This is a genomic window from Halorubrum sp. B53 (assembly GCF_059752395.1).
The window spans coordinates 500335-515010 of the sequence record NZ_MWTH01000012.1 but is presented as its reverse complement, the minus strand read 5'-3'; the positions used below and the strand labels follow the sequence as shown (position 1 = coordinate 515010).

Genomic DNA, 14676 nt, shown 5'->3' with positions numbered 1-14676 from the left:
GGGGCGGGGAATCGTTCCCCGTCGCGGTCGCCCGGGCGACGAACAGGTGGTCGCCGTGAGCGCCGGCGTCGCTCCCGACGACGGCGACGACGCGAACGTCCCGACCGACCCCCGGCCGGAGCGCGACCCCCGGCCGCCGACGCTCGCCGTCGTGGTGAGCCTGGCCGCGGCCGCGGTCGCGAGCCTCGCGGCCCTGATCGCCGCGCCGACCGGGGGCGCCCTCCTCGCGGCCGCGACGGTCGGCCTCCTCGCCGGAGCGCTCCGCCGGTCGCACCGGGTCCTCTCGTGGGCGGCCGGGATCGGGGTCGTCGGCCTCGCGGTCGCGGGGTATCAGGGGGGCGGCGTCGAGGCGCTGCTCGTCGGGGGGGTCGCGCTCGCGGTCGCGTGGGACGCCGCGGACCACGGCCTCTCGGTCGGGGCCCAGGTCGGCCGCGAGGCCCGCACCGGTCGGAACGTCGCGGTCCACGCGGGGACGACGCTGCTCGCGGGGGCGCTCTCGGTCGGCGTCGTCTACGGGGTCTACCTCGCCGCCGCCGGGTCGCAGCCGGTCGCGGCCCTCGCGCTGCTGCTGTTCGGGGCGGTGGCGCTGGCGTCGGCGCTGCGGTGACGCGGTGCTGGCGTCGGCGATCGCTTGCCCTTTTATACTCCGACGCCGACGCTCCGGTATGCACACTGCAGCGACCGCGACGGCCGCGGCGATCGCGGCGACCGCGGCGACCGCGACGACGGCGGTGACAGCGGCGGGCGCGCGGGCCGCGACGGCGGGGCCGGCGGGGTGGTCGGCGTGACGGACCTCGTGACGTTCGGCGAGACGATGCTCCGGCTCTCGCCGCCGCGCGGCGTCCGGCTGGAGACCGCCCGGAACCTCGGCGTCCAGGCGGGCGGGGCGGAGAGCAACGTGGCGGTCGGCGCGGCGCGGCTCGGCGCGGACGCCGTCTGGCTCTCCAAGCTCCCGGAGTCGCCGCTCGGCCGGCGGGTCGTGAGCGAGCTCCGAAGCCACGGCGTCCGGACCGGCGTCGCGTGGGACGACCCCGAGTCGAGCCGCGTCGGGACGTACTACCTCGAACACGGCGGCGAGCCGCGCGGGACGAGCGTGATCTACGACCGCGCCGACGCCGCGATCACGACGGTCGAGCCCGGCGAGCTGCCGACCGCCGCCCTGGAGTCGGCGGACCGCTTCCACACGACGGGGATCACCCCGGCGCTCTCCGACCGGGCGGCGGAGACGACAACCGCGCTGCTCCGTGCCGCGGGCGAGGCCGGGGCGACCCGCTCGTTCGACCTGAACTACCGGGCGAAGCTCTGGGACCCCGAGACGGCGCGGGCGGCGTACGAGGAGCTGTTCGCGCACGTCGACACGCTGTTCGTCCCGCGGCGGGACGCCCGCGAGGTGCTGGGCCGCGAGGGCGACGCGGTCGAGATCGCCCACGGGCTCGCCGCCGAGTTCGACTTCACCACCGTCGTCGTCACGCGGGGCGCCGAGGGGGCGGTGGCCCTGCGGAACGGCGCGGTGTACGAGCAGGGCGTCTACGACGCGGAGACGTTCGACGCGATCGGCACCGGCGACGCGTTCGTCGCGGGCTACCTCGCGAAGCGGCTCGACGGCGGAGACGTCGCCGACGGGCTGGAGTGGGCCGCCGCGGCCGCCGCCCTGAAGCGCACCGTCGACGGCGACCTCGCCGTGATCTCCCCCGAGGACGTCGCCGCCGTCGTCGACGGCGCCGGCGGGATCGACCGGTAGCGGTCGGCTCCGTTCTCGCCGACGACGCCGGAGGTTCCGTCGTCCGCTTCCGCCGGAGCGGTCACCCGACGGCCTCGTTTCGGGACCGAAGTCGACGCGCGTTTATTTATAAGAGTAAAATATCAAACCCGAGCGTTCGGGGGGAACCGTTATGTCTCCCGTTCCGGTACGTACGTGCATGATTGGAACGCTCGATCGGGACCGTCGACCCCCGGAGTCGACGACCCCTGCCCTTCGCGCCGAGGAGCGCGGCGCGGTCCGGGACCGCACGCGCCGAGGGGATGGGGACTGACAGACCCGCGCTCCACGTCGGCGACCGCGACGGCCTGCCGGACGCGGCGTGGACGAGCCTGCCGGCGGAGACGACGCGGATCGCGCCGAGCGAGCCAGCTGAACGCGACGACCGATTTAAAAAGGACGCTGTCGTGGTCGTCCGGCTCGACGCGGGAGAGGAGGGCCCCGCCGAACGGCTGCGCCGGATCCGAGAGCGGTTCCCCGACGCGCCGGTGCTCGCCTACTCGGCGGACGACGACCCGGACGCGGCCATCGACGCGGGCCGACTCGGGATCGAGTACGTCTCCGGCCGGCGACTGGCGGCCGACGGCGAGACGCTCGCGGACCGGGTCGCCGAGCTGACGGAACGCGACGGCGACGGTCGCCGTGACGACGTCGACCGCGCGTTCCTCGAACCGTTCGTGCGGATCGTCTCCGACAGGCGCGCGGACTTGGAAGAGCAGATCGACGCGCTGCTCGAACTCGGTCGCGGCTACCTCGGGCTGTCGATCGGGTACTCGTCCCGGATCACCGACGACCGGCTCGAGATCCGACAGTACAGCGATTCCACGGGTGTTCTCGACCCGATCGCGGGCGGCGACGCGGACGGGTCGGTCCCGCTGGAGCTGACCTACTGTCGGCGGACCGTGAGCAGCCGCTCCGCCGGGGGCGACCGGGGAACCGACGGGGGACGGGGCGAACGCGGCGGCGGGGAGGACGGGGAACGAAACGGTCGCCCCGGCGTGTTCGCGTTCACCGACCCCGAGGCCGCCGGGATGCGGGGCGACCCGGCGTACGAGCAGTTCGGCTTCGGCAGCTACGTCGGCGGGCGCGTCGTCGTCGACGAGGAGGTGTTCGGCACGATCTGTTTCCTCGACCCCGAGTCCCGCGACCGCCCGTTCGACGCGTCGGAGGAGCTGTTCGTCGAGCTTCTCGCCGAGTGGCTCGGCCGAGAGATAGAGCGCCGGCTGGCCCTCGAGCGGCGCGAGGCGGCGGTCGAGCAGTACGAGGAGACGCTCGAACGGATCGACGACGCCTTCTTCGCGCTCGACGACGAGTGGCGGTTCACCTACGTCAACGAGAAGGCCGCGACGCTGCTCGACCGCGACCCGGACGAGCTGCTCGGCGCCGAGGTGTGGGAGGAGTTCCCGGCCGCGATCGGCCGGGAGTACGAGCGGAACTACCGGCGGGCCATGGAGGAACAGGAGACGGTCTCGTTCGAGGAGCACTACGAGCCGCTCGACCTCTGGACCGAGGTGACCGCCTATCCCTCGCCGGACGGGCTCTCCGTGTTCTTCTCCGACGTCACCGACCGGAAGCGCCGGGAGGCGACGCTCGAGCGGCTCCTCAGCACCGTCGAGCGGATCCAGCGGACCGACGACAAGGAGGCGATCGCCGACCGCCTGATCGAGGCCGCCGACGAGGTCCTCGGGTACGAGATCGGCGGCGTGCGGCTGCACGACCCCGAGACCGACCGGCTCCGGCTGGTCGCCACGAGCGACGGGCTCGGCGAGCGGTTCGCCGGTCGCGACCCGCGGCCGCCCGGTGAGGGGGTCACGGGCACGGTGTACGAGCGCGGCGAGCCGTGGGTGTGCGACGACGTCGCCGCGCTGGGCGACGACCGCGACTACCACGGGATGCGGTCGTTCGCGACCATGCCGCTCGGCGAGCACGGCGCGTTCGTGGTCGGCGCCAGCGAGCCGAACGCGTTCGACGAGGACGACGTGTCGGTGCTCGAACTGCTGTCGACGAACGCGGTCGCGGCGATGGACGCCCACGACCGTCGCGGCCGCCTCCGGACCTACGAGAACGCCCTCAAGAACGTCGACGACATGGTCTGCGTGCTCGACGCCGACGGCGCAGTGACGTACGCCACGAAGCCGTTCGCCGAGTGGCTCGGCGTCGACGACCGCGCGCTCGTCGGGAGCCGCCTCGAGGAGGCGCTGCCGGACCCGTCGGCCGAGCGCGTCTCGACCGCCGTTCGGGGGCTCCTCGACCGCGTCGCCTCCGGCGGACCCGCGGCGGACGGGCCGAACGCCGAGCCGGTCCAGAGCGTCGTCGTGTCGGTCGAGCGCGACGACGACTCGCGCACCCAGCGCGGCGAGCTGCGGCTCTCCGCGCTGGCCGGCGGGTCGACCGGGGTGGTCGGGTCGCTGTCGGACACCACGGACCTCCACCGAACGCGGACGGAGCTCACCCGCGAGCAGGACCGCTTCGACCGGCTGTTCGAGCGCCTCCCGGATCCGGTGATCGAGGTCGCGCTCGAGCCGAACGAGACGGTGATCGCCGGGGTCAACTCGGCGTTCGCGGACCGGTTCGGCTACGACCCGATCGCGCTCCGCGGGCGCACCATCGACGCGCTGGACATCCTCGACGACCGGATCGCCGGCCCGGGCGAGGAGCCCGGGACGGGGGGAGAAGGCGAGGGGACGGACGAGCGGTCCCTCGACGAGCGCGTCCGCGAGGAGGGGTCCGTCGCCGCCGAGGTCCGCCGGCGGACCGTCGACGGACCGCGAGAGTTCCTCTTCCGCGGGTTCACGTACGAGACGGCCGGCGGGCGCCGCGCGTTCGGCATCTACACCGACATCACCGACCGGCAGCGCCGCGAGCGGTACTTCCGGGTCGTCAACCGCATCCTCCGGCACAACCTCCGCAACGAGCTGAACGTCGTGTTCGGGTTCGCGAGCGAGATCGCGAGCAACGCCGAGGACGACCGGACCGCCGACTACGCCCGCCGGATCGAGACGACCGGGAGGCGGCTCGCCGACCTCGCGGAGGGAGCGGCCGGGATCAGGCGCGTCGTCGAGGAGGGGACCGTGAGCGACCCCGAACCCGTCTCGGTCGGGCAGGTCGCCGCGGCGGTCCGCGAGGAGTGCGCCGAGCGGTACCCCGAGGCCCGGATCGACGCCGCGGTCCCCGACGACGCCGTCGTCCGCGGCGACGATCGACTGAGGGACGCGCTCGGGCACCTCGTCGAGAACGCCGTGGTCCACGCGCGGGACGACGCGCCGCGGGTGGAGATCGGCGCCGAGCGCCACCCGGAGGGCGAGACCGTGAGCGTGCGGGTCGCCGACGACGGCCCGGGGATCCCCGACGGGGTCCGCGAGGTGATCACGGGCGAGGCCGAGGTGACGCAGCTCAACCACAACACCGGCATCGGGCTGTGGATCGTCGCCTGGATCGTCGAGGCGTACGGCGGCGAGGTCGCGTTCGGGCCGGGGATCGACGGCGAGGGGACGACCGTCACGCTCCGGCTCCCGGCGGCGGAGTGACGGGGCGAGACGCCGGTGGTGGGAGCGCCCGCCGGTCGAAGCGAGGAGCGCCGCGTTCCGACCCGTTTATAATCGCCGGGGCGCCCCCTCTGGGTATGACCGACGACGAGCGACGACGCGAGCTCATCGCCGCACTGCGGGCGGCCGACGCCGTCCGATTCGGCGAGTTCGAGCTCTCGCACGGCGGCACCAGCGACTACTACGTAGACAAGTACCTGTTCGAGACCGACCCGGACGCGCTGACGCTCGTCAGCGAGGCGTTCGCGGCCCGGCTCGAGGACGCGGACGCGAAGCTCGCGGGGGTCGCGCTCGGCGCGGTCCCGCTCGTGGCCGTCACGGCCGCCGAGCTGGGGCGCCCGTACGTCATCGCGCGCAAGTCGGCGAAGGAGTACGGCACCGGCAACCGCATCGAGGGGCGGCTCGACGAGGGCGAGGAGGTCGTCGTGTTGGAGGACATCGCCACGACCGGGCAGTCGGCCGTCGACGCCGTCGAGGCGCTGCGCGAGGCGGGCGCGACGGTGAACCGCGTGCTCGTCGTCGTCGACCGAGAGGAAGGGGCCGAGGAGCTGCTCGCCGACCACGACGTGGAGCTGGAGTCGCTTTTGACGGCGACGGAGCTGCTGGCGGAGCGGGACGAGGAGTAGGCGGGCGGACCGGGCCGTTTTTTAAGTACGCATCAGGGCTCGGCCGTCTCGACGGTCGGCACCGCGACGCGGTCGAGGGCGTCGGCGATCACGTCGCGCTTGTCGACGTCGTTGACGGCGGCGTCCGGGGTCAGGACGAGCCGGTGCGCGAGCGCCGGCTCCGCGACGCGCTTCACGTCGTCCGGGGTGACGAACTCGCGGCCGGCGACGACCGCCGCGGCGCGGGCGGTCTCGAACAGCCGCTGGGTGCCCCGGGGCGAGACGCCCACGTCGACGCGGCGGTCCTCGCGGGTCGCGCGGACGAGCGCGGCCATGTACCCGAGCAGGTCGTCCTCGACGCGGACGGACTCGGGCACCTCGCGGAGCGCCGAGACGGCGTCGGCGTCGAGCACGCGGTCGACGGTCGGCGCCTGCTCGACGCGGCCCGCGCGCCGCCGGAGCAGCTCGACCTCGCCGTCGTCGTCGGGGTAGCCGATCGAGGTCTTGATCGTGAACCGGTCGAGCTGCGCCTCGGGCAGGGGGAACGCGCCCTCGCTCTCCACCGGGTTCTGGGTCGCGATGACGTAGAACGGCTCCGGGAGGGCGTGCGTGTCGCCGTCGACGGTCACCTGTCCCTCCTCCATCGCCTCCAGCAGCGCCGCCTGCGTCTTCGGCGGCGCCCGGTTGATCTCGTCGGCGAGCACGACGTTGGCGAAGATCGGGCCGGGCGAGAAGGCGAAGGAGCCGTCGCCTTCGTCGAACACGTTCGTCCCGGTGACGTCGCTCGGGAGGAGGTCCGGCGTGAACTGCACCCGGGAGAACTCTAAGCCGAGCGCGGTCGCGAACGAGCGCGCAGAGAGGGTCTTGCCGGTGCCGGGCACGTCCTCGAGGAGGACGTGGCCGCGGGCGAGGATGCCGAGAGTGACGCGGTCGAGGAACTCGCGGTCGGCGACGACCGCCCCGCCGACCTCGTCGACGACGCGCGAGCAGGCCGCCGCCGCTTCGGGGACGTCCATACCGGCCGCACGGGAGCCGCGCCGAAAAGCGTTGCCGGCGGCCCGGCTCTCGTCGGCGTCTCGGCGACGCGTCGCGGGGAGCGTCGCCGTCGCCGTCGGGGGTTCGCCGCCGGCGATCGAAACGCATAACAGCGGAACCGGCCAACCCGCAAGTGAGCCGAGGTAGCCTAGCCTGGCCAAGGCGGTAGATTCGAAATCTACTGTCCATTCGGACACCGGAGTTCAAATCTCCGCCTCGGCGCTTCTCTCGACCCCTGCCCCGTTCAGCGACGCGGCTCGCGGTCCCTCGACGCAGTTTTTTGGTTTATAACTGACGCCACGAGCGATCAGCGAGCGACGGAGCGGGGAAAAAGCCATACGTCGCGGCCGTGACCGGATCGTATGGCAGACGCGACGCTGTACGACCGCCTGGGCGGCGAGCCGGCGGTCGGCGCGGTTGTAGGGGAGTTCTACGACCGGGTGCTGGCCGACGAGCGGGTGGCCCACCACTTCGACGACGTGGACATGTCGGCCCAGCGCTCCCACCAGACGAAGTTCCTGAGCGCGGTCACCGGCGGCCCGATGCAGTACGAGGGCGACGACATGGAGACGGCCCACGAGGGGCTCGCGATCACGGACGCGGAGTTCGACGCGATCGCGGGGCACCTCGACGGGGCGCTCCGCGAGTTCGACGTCGCCGACGCGGACCGCGAGGCGGTGATGGAGGCGATCGAGGGGTACCGCGAGGACATCGTCGAGGCGTGACCGGCGGCCGGCGGGGGACGGCGAACGACGGGTCCGCCGACACGCGGCCGACCGACCCCTACGGCTCCCCGCCCAGCGACTCCTGCACGGGGCCGGCGTCGCCCCGCAGCCGGCGACGCCGCTTGTCGTAGGCCGCCTCCAGCTTGGCGTTCGTCGCCCGCGAGACGAGGTAGCAGTCGACCTCGTCGTCGTCTCGGGGGTGGGCGCTCGCGACCCAGACGTGGCCGTCGCCCGCCGAGAGGTCGGACGCCCAGCGCTCCGCGGCCGCGCGGCTCTCGAAGGCGTGGCGTGGGCCGTCCTCGAAGACGAGCCGCCCCACCTTCGCGTTGCGTTTGCGCGCCGAGGGCTTCACCGCGACGACGACGCTCACGGGCGACGTTCGGGCGTCGTCGTGTAAAAACCTCGTCAGACGCGGTCGGCCGCGAGTCGGGGAGGGCGGCCGCGAGTCGGGGAGAGCGAACCGCAAGAAACCAGACCCCCGCTTCCGTACCCGGACGCATGAGCGATCCGGCCTGGTACGAGGACGCGACGATCTACTCGTTGGACGTCAAGACGTTCAACGACGGCGACGGGGACGGCTGGGGGGATTTCCGGGGGGCGATCGAGCGGCTCGACTACCTCGACGAGCTCGGTGTCGACGCGCTCTGGATCCGGCCGTTCTACCCGAGCCCGCTCCGCGACAACGGGTACGACGTCGCCGACTACTACGGCGTCGACGACCGGCTGGGGAGCCTCGACGACTTCCGCGAGTTCGCCGACCGGGCGCACGAGCGGGGGATCCGCGTGATCACCGACCTCGTCTTCAACCACACCTCGAACGAGCACGAGTGGTTCCAGCGGGCGCGCGAGGACCCCGACTCCGACTACCACGACTACTACCTGTGGACGAGTCACCTGGCGGACGCCCACCAGCGCGGCAACATCTTCCCGGAGTACGAGGACGGCGTCTGGTCGTACGACGACGTCGCCGAGAAGCACTACTTCCACCAGTTCTACGGCCACCAGCCCGACCTCAACGTCGCGAACCCCGCGGTCCGCGAGGAGCTGTACGACGTGCTCCGGTTCTGGCTCGACCAGGGCGCGGACGGCTTCCGGATCGACGCCGCCCACCCGATGCTGATGCCGAAGGGACACAACGCGACCACCCTCGACGAGACCGACCTCGGCGACTCAATCGAGCTGTTCAAGGAGATGCGACGGGTCGTCGAGGCGGAGCAGTCCGACGCGGTGCTGCTCGCCGAGGCCGACGACGAGCCGGAACACCTCGACTACTACTTCGGCGACGGCGAGGCGTTCCACCTCCAGTTCAACTTCGTGATGAACGCGCACCTCACGTACGCGGTCGGCGTGAAAGACACCTGGCCGCTCCAGCGCGCCGAGGAGATCCTCCCCGACGTCTCCGACGTGGGCGCGTGGGTGAACTTCCTGCGGAACCACGACGAGTGGAACCTGCTGAAGCTCCCGGAGGAGGCGTTCGAGCACGCCCGCGAACACTTCGGCGACGACGCCGGCGACTCGTGGATCTTCGAGCGCGGCCACCGGCTCCGGCTCGCGGACCTGTACGCCGGCGACCGCGACCGGATCGCCGTCGCCCACAGCCTCCTCTTCTCGCTCCCCGGGTCCGTCGCGCTCCAGTCCGGTGACGAGATCGGGATGGGCGCGGACCTCTCGCTCCCCGAGCGCGAGGCCGTCCGCACGCCGATGCAGTGGGACGACTCCCCGAACGGCGGCTTCTCGACCGCGGCCCCTGAGGACTGCTACAACCCCGTGGTCGACGAGGGCGCGTACGCCTACGACCGCGTGAACGTCGCCGCCCAGCGCGGCGACCCCGACTCGCTGCTCTCGCGGGTCGAGGCGCTCGTGGCGGCCCGCGACGCGTGTCCCGAGATCGCCCGCGGCGACTACCGCGCGCTCGAGACCGACCACAAGGAGACGCGCGTTCACCGGTTCGACCATGAAAGGGGAGACGGAGAGGACACGGACGGGACCGTCCTCCTCTGCGCGCACAACCTCGCCGACGACTACCGCGAGGAGATCGTCGGCTTCGACGTCGACCCGGACACCGTCGAGCACGTCGTCGGCGACGGCGAGCACTACGTCGCGGAGGGGGGCGTCACGTTCAAGCTCGACGCCTGCGACTACGCGTGGCTGCGCGGCGAGAAGCGGTAACGCGGCCGAGCGGGGCGACGGCGCGCCGGACCGAGGCGGGTTCCGCCCCCGTCAGTCGTCCGCCAGCGAGGCCGCGTCCGGCACCGATCCGTCCTCGGCGGCGGCCGAGAGCAGGCGGTCGAGCCCGTCGACCATCGCGACGACGCTGGCGCGGGTGATGTCCGCGTCCGTCGAGGAGACGGAGACCGACCGGTCGCCCCGCGAGAGGTCGACCTCGACGGTGACGACCGCGTCGGTGCCGCCCGTGATCGCGTCGACGTGGTAGGAGTTCAGATCGAAGGAGACGCCTTCTCCGCTCGAATCGCCCGCCAGCGCGGCCCGCACGGCCTCGAGGCCGGCGTCGACCGGGCCGGCGCCCGTACCGGAGGCGACGCGCTCCTCGTCGCCGACGCGGAGTCGCACCGACGCGGTGGGGAGGTTCCCGCCGGAGGTGGCCGACAGGTCGACGAGCTCGACGCGGCGGTCGCGCTCGCGGCCCTGCACGTCCTCGGTGATCGCGAGCAGGTCGGCGTCGGTGACGCGCTTCCCGCGGTCGCCGAGCTCCTTCACGCGGCTCACGACCGCGCTCAGCTCGTCGTCGTCGACCGCGACGTCGTGCTCGGCGAGCGCGGCCTTGACGCCGGCGCGGCCGGCGTGTTTCCCGAGGACGAGGCGCCGCTCGCGGCCCACCGTCTCGGGCGGGTACGGCTCGTACATCGTCCCGTCCTTGAGCGTGCCGTCGGTGTGGATGCCGGACTCGTGGGCGAAGGCGTTGGCGCCGCAGACCGCCTTGTTCGGCGGGAGCGCGACGCCCGTGGCTTCCGAGACGGTCCGACAGAGCCGGTAGAGCCGCTCTAGCTCGACCGTGTCGACGTCGTACGACCGGGCGAGCGCGACGGCGACCTCCTCTAAGGCGACGTTGCCGGCGCGCTCGCCGACGCCCATCACGGTGCCGTGGACGGTGTCGGCGCCCGCCTTCAGCCCGGCGTGGACGTTCGCCACGCCGAGGCCGAGGTCGTCGTGGGTGTGGAGGCTCGTCGGGCCGCGGTCGGCGAGCCGGGAGACGACCTCGGCGGTGCGCTCCGGGTCGGCCGCGCCGACCGTGTCGCAGTAGCAGATCCGGTCGGCGCCGGCGTCGAGGCCGGCGCCGAGCAGGCGGTCGAGGTAGTCGAGGTCGGCGCGGGAGCCGTCCTCGCCGAGCACCTCGACCCACAGGCCGTGGTCTTTCGCGTACTCGACGAGCTCGACCGTCGTGTCGACCACCTCGTCGCGGGTCGAGCCGACCTTCGTCTCGACGTGCTTGTCCGAGGCCGGGACGACGAGGTTGATCCCGTCGACGCCGCAGTCGAGCGCGTGGTCGACGTCGGCCTTCACGCCGCGGGCGAAGCTCGTCACGGTCGCCGAGAGCCCCTCGCCCGCGACCCGCCGGATGGCCTCGCGCTCGCCCTCCGAGGTGCACGCCGAGCCCGCCTCGATCAGGTGCATCCCCGCCGCGTCGAGCTCGCGGGCGACGTCGACCTTCTCGGCCGGCGTCAGCGAGACGCTGGGCATCTGCTCGCCGTCGCGCAGGGTGGTGTCTAACAGCTGTACCTCGTCGAGGTCGGTGAGTGGTGTTCGGGTCAAAAGGGAGTCCGTCCGCTTGTCGGTGGGTTCGGAGCCGGTGCCGCCGCGGGGCGGTCGTGCCCCGGAATCGTTATCGCCGGAGAATTTCGCGGCCAGCCGCCGCGAGGCGACTTCCTCTATCCTCCGAACGACCACGATCGTCTCGTGTCATTCGTGTCCGTGCCGACGTGTCTCACACATATAAACGAACGGGTCGAGACAGGTATGGCCAACGGATCGTTAGCGACGGGCGTGGTTCGGTGATGATTCGTCGGCGGCGCACCGGAGCGCCGTCCCGGCGGGGCCGTTCCGTCGCCGACAGGGTTACGAACGCGGGCCGAGAGCGGGCCCGCATGAAGCGAGTCGCGGTCGACGACGTCGACGTCGTCACGAACCCGATGGAGGTCCACGACGTGCGCAGACCGGTCTCTCGCGTCCTCGGCACGGAGCACGTGGCGATGAACTACTTCGAGCTCGCGCCCGGCGACGCCTTCTCCGGCGGGCTTCACGCCCACGGCGACCAGGAGGAGGTGTTCTACGTGCTCTCCGGGACCGCCACCTTCGAGGTCGGGCGGGAGCGCGAGCGCGTCGACGTCGAGGCCGGCGAGCTGATCCGGTTCGCGCCCGGCGAGTTCCAGTCCGGGTTCGTCCGCGAGGACGCCGACGAGGAGGTCGTCGCGTGGGCGTTCGGCGCCCCCGGCGCGCGTCACGACTGGGAGCAGATCGAGTCGCTGATCGAGTGTCGGAGCTGCGGGGAGGAGCTCCCGCACGCGACGGAGCTGACCGACGAGGGGCGATTCCGGTTCACGTGCAGCGAGTGCGGCACGTCGTTCTCGCCGTAGGGAGTGGGCCGAGACCTCACCCCAGCAGCGACCGGAACGACCGGCGACCGACGCCGCACCGCTCGCGGTAGTCGCAGGCCGAACACCGGTCGTCGTCGACGCGCGACGGCGGCCCGTCGATCGCGCGGGCCGCCCGCAGCGCGCGGCGGTAGGCGGCCTTCCGCCGAGTCGTGAGCCGGACCTCGCGGACGGCGCCGACGCTCGGGTACTCGACCAGCGCGCGCGGCACCTCGCGCTCGCGCTCCCACGCGACCGCCTTCGCGACGGCGACGGCTCTGACCGACTGCGGCTCCCAGACGCCGTTTTCGGGGGGTTCGCCCGGCGAGACGACGGTGGGGAGGGGCGGGTCGGTGGGGGCGGTCGGATCGTCGGCAGGGGCGGTCGGAGAGAGCACCTTGTGCACCGTTCCGCGGCAGTCTCTCCCCGAGACGAACGCGCGCTCGCGCTCGGGGTCGGCGAGCCGGTCGTAGTCGTCGCGCTCGCGGAGCCGGTCGAGGTTCCGTCGGTAGGCGGCGGGCGAGCGCCGGATCGGGAGCCGGCGGAGCGTCGCGTCCGGTGCGTCGGCGAGCGCGGGGTAGCGGTAGGCGAGGTCGATCCGGGCGCGGGCGTCCGGCGGGACCGCCCGGTCGTCCTCGCGGCGGGCGTAGTAGAGCTGTCGCGGGCAGTAGGCCGCGCGGGCCACGTCACTGAAGGGGGTCACGGGGGCGGTGGGCGCGGATTTATTTATAAACGGTTGCCAGTATATAAACGGCGAACGCCTCCAAAGCCTCAGCTGCTCGTATGTAACTGGTTGATACTGGATCGACGGTGATGACCTCCAAAGCCCCAGCCTCGGCGGACGGCCCGGCGCGGGCAGGCCGCGCCGGCCCGCCGTACCGTATTCAGGGATTATTGAGTACGCGTGAACGGTGCGCGAGCCTCGAAAAGCGTCGGAGTGCGGTATCGCCCGCAACGAGCGGCTATTTATAAGGAAACGTCCGTCTCGATGTCTTCGGTGGCCTCTTGCAGCCCGTCCTCGCGGGCGGTTTCGGCGTGGTTTCCCTCGATCTCGGCGTCGGTGAGGAGGTCGCGGAGCTCGTCGCGGAAGCGGTCGTTCGCCCGGGTGGACGTGAGGTCGACGCGGGCGACGCGCGCGTGCTTCGCGACGGCGTCGGGCTCGGCGCCGAGCTCCGCCGCGCACTCGACGATAGACCGGCCCTCGGCGGTCAGCGACTTCAGGTCCGCGTACTCGAACGGGGCGTCCCCGACCTCGCGGTCGGCCTCCCGCACGAGGTGGAGGTCGAAGCGGGCGTCCCGGATGGTGTCGGGGTCGACATCGACGGGCTCGGGGGTGTCGTCGGAGGGGTCGCTCGCGCCGCCCACGTGGACCGCGTCGTCGCCCTCGGTGAGCGCGGCCGCGATCGCCGCGTCGTCATCGAACTCGAAGCGCCCGCGGGCGATCCGGGCGTAGGCCGCGTCGTCGAGGTCCGTCGAGAAGTCGTACCGCTCTCGCATCGCGGCGACCAGCTCGCGGACCCGCTCGCCGACGGCGGCCTCGTCGCGGTCGGTGAGGGTCCCGGGGGACTCCGCCTGCCGCTCGGTGACCGTGTCGGACCCGGTGGTCTCGACGAAGATGTCGCGGAGCTCGGCCGTCTTCTCGTCCATGGGCCCGAACGTACGCGCTCCCGATAGAAAAGCCTCGCGTCCGGTTTCGGAGGGTTCGAGCGTTGTCGGGACGATGCCCGCGGAATCGGGACGGCGGGAGCGACCGCCGCCGACGGGCGGCGAGCGTCGTCAACCAGTATATTCAAGTCGGTTTACGAGCGTGTCGAGGGCATGGCAACCAGCACGAAGTCGGTGGATCTCGTCGGCGACGAGGCCGCGACGAACCTCGCTCGCGCGGCGCTGTTCGCCGCGCTCGTCGGCGCGTTCGCGTACGTGACGTTCCCGAATCCCGTCTCGCCCGTCTCGGTGACCCTACAGGTACTCGGCGTGTTCCTCGCCGGGATCTACCTCGGGCCAGTGTGGGGGGCCGCGTCGCTCGTGCTCTACCTCGCCGCGGGCGCGCTCGGCGCCCCAGTGTTCCAAGGCGGCTCGGCCGGTGTCGGCGCGCTCGTCGGCCAGTCCGCCGGCTACCTCTGGTCGTACCCGTTCGCCGCCGCCGCGGTCGGCGCGGTCGTCCACCGGGGCGCGACGCTCCGCGACCTCGACGCGGTCGGGCTCCCGACGCTCGTCGGCGCGATGATACTCGGCACCGCGATCATCTACGCGCTCGGCGTCGCCGGCCTCGCCCTCGTGCTCTCGCTCGGCCCGGTCGAGGCGGTGACCGTCGGCGCCGCGGCGTTCCTCCCCGCGGAGGCGCTGAAGGTCGCCGCCGCGGTCGGCATCGTGCGCTCGGACGCGATCGCGGCGGCGTGAGGTACGCGCGTGACTGAC

14 protein-coding genes and 1 tRNA gene are annotated in these 14676 nt (G+C 72.6%); 10 read left to right on the top strand and 5 right to left on the bottom strand.

Translation table 11 applies throughout. The features are described 5' to 3' along the window. The first annotated feature begins 46 nt into the window (after positions 1-46). The 5 genes from B4V06_RS11775 (at position 47) to pyrE (ending at position 5930) form a co-directional block, all read left to right on the top strand. Positions 47-607, top strand: coding sequence for a DUF7519 family protein (locus tag B4V06_RS11775; RefSeq protein ID WP_498170065.1), 561 nt, complete (start codon positions 47-49; stop codon positions 605-607). A gap of 58 nt (positions 608-665) precedes the next feature. Continuing rightward, the gene (locus B4V06_RS11770; RefSeq protein WP_498170067.1) at positions 666-788 is read left to right on the top strand and encodes a hypothetical protein; all 123 of its coding nucleotides are present in this window, start codon (positions 666-668) and stop codon (positions 786-788) included. Further along, positions 776-1741: a bifunctional 2-dehydro-3-deoxygluconokinase/2-dehydro-3-deoxygalactonokinase gene (gene kdgK1 / locus B4V06_RS11765; protein WP_498170063.1), complete on the top strand. Its 966-nt coding sequence runs from the start codon at positions 776-778 to the stop codon at positions 1739-1741. Before B4V06_RS11770 ends, kdgK1 begins: the two co-directional genes overlap by 13 nt. Before the next feature lie 281 nt (positions 1742-2022). Beyond that, on the top strand, positions 2023-5286 hold the full coding sequence (locus tag B4V06_RS11760) for a PAS domain-containing protein (RefSeq protein WP_498170057.1): 3264 nt from the start codon (positions 2023-2025) through the stop codon (positions 5284-5286). A 95-nt stretch (positions 5287-5381) separates the two neighbouring features. Further along, a complete protein-coding gene (gene pyrE, locus B4V06_RS11755; RefSeq protein ID WP_176329353.1) occupies positions 5382-5930 on the top strand; it encodes an orotate phosphoribosyltransferase in 549 nt (182 codons plus the stop codon). Between the two features lie 32 nt (positions 5931-5962). Here pyrE and B4V06_RS11750 read toward each other — a convergent pair whose 3' ends face one another. Continuing rightward, positions 5963-6925, bottom strand: coding sequence for an AAA family ATPase (locus tag B4V06_RS11750; RefSeq protein WP_498170054.1), 963 nt, complete (start codon positions 6923-6925; stop codon positions 5963-5965). A 156-nt stretch (positions 6926-7081) separates the two neighbouring features. Between B4V06_RS11750 and B4V06_RS11745 the strand changes: the two genes are divergently transcribed. Then, a tRNA-Ser gene (locus B4V06_RS11745) sits at positions 7082-7166 on the top strand. A gap of 140 nt (positions 7167-7306) precedes the next feature. After that, positions 7307-7669, top strand: coding sequence for a group I truncated hemoglobin (locus B4V06_RS11740; RefSeq protein ID WP_498170053.1), 363 nt, complete (start codon positions 7307-7309; stop codon positions 7667-7669). 58 nt (positions 7670-7727) lie between these two features. Here B4V06_RS11740 and B4V06_RS11735 read toward each other — a convergent pair whose 3' ends face one another. Further along, positions 7728-8039 carry a DUF8081 domain-containing protein gene (locus tag B4V06_RS11735; RefSeq protein WP_498170051.1) on the bottom strand — a complete coding sequence of 104 codons (312 nt, stop codon included), beginning with the start codon at positions 8037-8039 and terminating at the stop codon, positions 7728-7730. Positions 8040-8167: 128 nt separating this feature from the next. On the opposite strand from B4V06_RS11735, the gene B4V06_RS11730 reads away from it, so the two are divergent. Beyond that, positions 8168-9838, top strand: a complete 1671-nt coding sequence (locus B4V06_RS11730) for an alpha-amylase family protein (protein ID WP_498170050.1) — start codon at positions 8168-8170, stop codon at positions 9836-9838. Between the two features lie 51 nt (positions 9839-9889). On the opposite strand, the gene B4V06_RS11725 is transcribed toward B4V06_RS11730, so the two are convergent. Continuing rightward, complete coding sequence (locus tag B4V06_RS11725) at positions 9890-11440, bottom strand: (R)-citramalate synthase (RefSeq protein ID WP_176329355.1); 1551 nt, start codon at positions 11438-11440, stop codon at positions 9890-9892. Between the two features lie 332 nt (positions 11441-11772). Here B4V06_RS11725 and B4V06_RS11720 point away from each other — a divergent pair, with 332 nt between their 5' ends. Continuing rightward, entirely contained in the window at positions 11773-12261 is a 489-nt protein-coding gene (locus B4V06_RS11720) for a cupin domain-containing protein (protein ID WP_123114059.1), read from the top strand. 16 nt (positions 12262-12277) lie between these two features. Here the strand turns inward: B4V06_RS11720 and B4V06_RS11715 are convergent, their stop codons facing one another. Continuing rightward, entirely contained in the window at positions 12278-12961 is a 684-nt protein-coding gene (locus tag B4V06_RS11715; protein ID WP_123114058.1) for a hypothetical protein, read from the bottom strand. Between the two features lie 263 nt (positions 12962-13224). Further along, positions 13225-13905, bottom strand: coding sequence for a hypothetical protein (locus B4V06_RS11710; RefSeq protein WP_498170049.1), 681 nt, complete (start codon positions 13903-13905; stop codon positions 13225-13227). Between the two features lie 171 nt (positions 13906-14076). On the opposite strand from B4V06_RS11710, the gene B4V06_RS11705 reads away from it, so the two are divergent. Continuing rightward, positions 14077-14658 carry a biotin transporter BioY gene (locus B4V06_RS11705; RefSeq protein ID WP_498170048.1) on the top strand — a complete coding sequence of 194 codons (582 nt, stop codon included), beginning with the start codon at positions 14077-14079 and terminating at the stop codon, positions 14656-14658. Positions 14659-14676 lie beyond the last annotated feature (18 nt).